This is a genomic window from Pseudoroseomonas cervicalis ATCC 49957 (assembly GCF_000164635.1).
GTDB classification, from domain to species: Bacteria; Pseudomonadota; Alphaproteobacteria; order Acetobacterales; family Acetobacteraceae; genus Pseudoroseomonas; species Pseudoroseomonas cervicalis.
Genome location: NZ_GG771064.1, coordinates 1 through 1,014 on the forward strand (window position 1 = coordinate 1; position 1,014 = coordinate 1,014).

The following is a 1,014-nucleotide window of genomic DNA, read 5'->3' on the forward strand; positions in this document are numbered from 1 at the left end:
GCCTCGCCAGCCTCCGGCCCGGCCCGCGCCGGACGCGACCCTCCACCCGCCACACTGGCAGCGCCCAGGGCCAGACACAACCCCAGGCTGTCCCGACGCCGCATCCCATGCCCTCCAGCTGCACCATGGCTCCTAGCGCAGCCAGGGCGTGGGATTAAGGGGGGCCGGGGGGGATAGTTTCGGTCAGGCACCACCCTCCACCATGTCCACCGCCGCGCCCAGATCCACCGAGAGCAGCCGGCTGACCCCCCTCTCCTGCATGGTCACGCCATAGAGGCGGTGCATGCGCGCCATGGTCAGCGGGTGGTGGGTGACCACCAGGAATCGGGTGCCCGCCTCCGCCGCCATGGCGTCGAGCAGGCCGCAGAGCCGTTCGACATTGGCATCATCCAGCGGCGCGTCCACCTCGTCCAGCACGCAGACCGGCGCGGGCTGGCAGCGGAAGATGGCGAAGATCAGCGACAGCGCGGTCAGCGCCTGCTCGCCGCCCGAGAGCAGGGAGAGGGTCGCGAGCTTCTTGCCCGGCGGCTCGGCATAGATCTCGAGCCCCGCCTCCAGCGGGTCGTCGCTGCCGACCAGCGCCAGATGCGCCCGCCCGCCGCCGAACAGCCGGCCGAACAGGGCGCGGAACTCGGCATCGATGCGGTCGAACACGGCGCGCAGCCGCTCCCGCCCCTCGCGGTTCAGATGCCCGATCGAGCCCCGCAGCTTGGCGATGGCGGCGGCGATCTCGTCGCGGTCGCGGTCGATCGAGCCGATCCGCGCCTCCACCTCGGCCATCTCCTGCTCGGCGCGGAGATTGACCGGGCCCATCTCCTCGCGCTCCCGCGCCAGCCGCTCGGCCTTCTTCCGCGCCCGCTCCTCGGCGGCGTCGGAGAGGTCCTCGGGCGGGGCGGGCAGCTCCGGATTCTCGCCGAGACGCTCCATCAGCCGGGCGGCGACGGTGCCGGCGGCGGCCTCCGCGCCTTGCGCCTGCGCCTCGGCGCGCAGCTGCGCCTCGCGCGCGGCGGCGAA

The 1,014-nt window shown here is 73.7% G+C and carries 1 protein-coding gene; it reads right to left on the bottom strand.

Annotation, left to right across the window (positions count from 1 at the left end; genetic code table 11):
- Positions 1-183: 183 nt before the first annotated feature.
- Positions 184-1,014: AAA family ATPase (locus tag HMPREF0731_RS21735; protein ID WP_007006406.1), on the bottom strand; the 831-nt coding region annotated here is incomplete at its 5' end.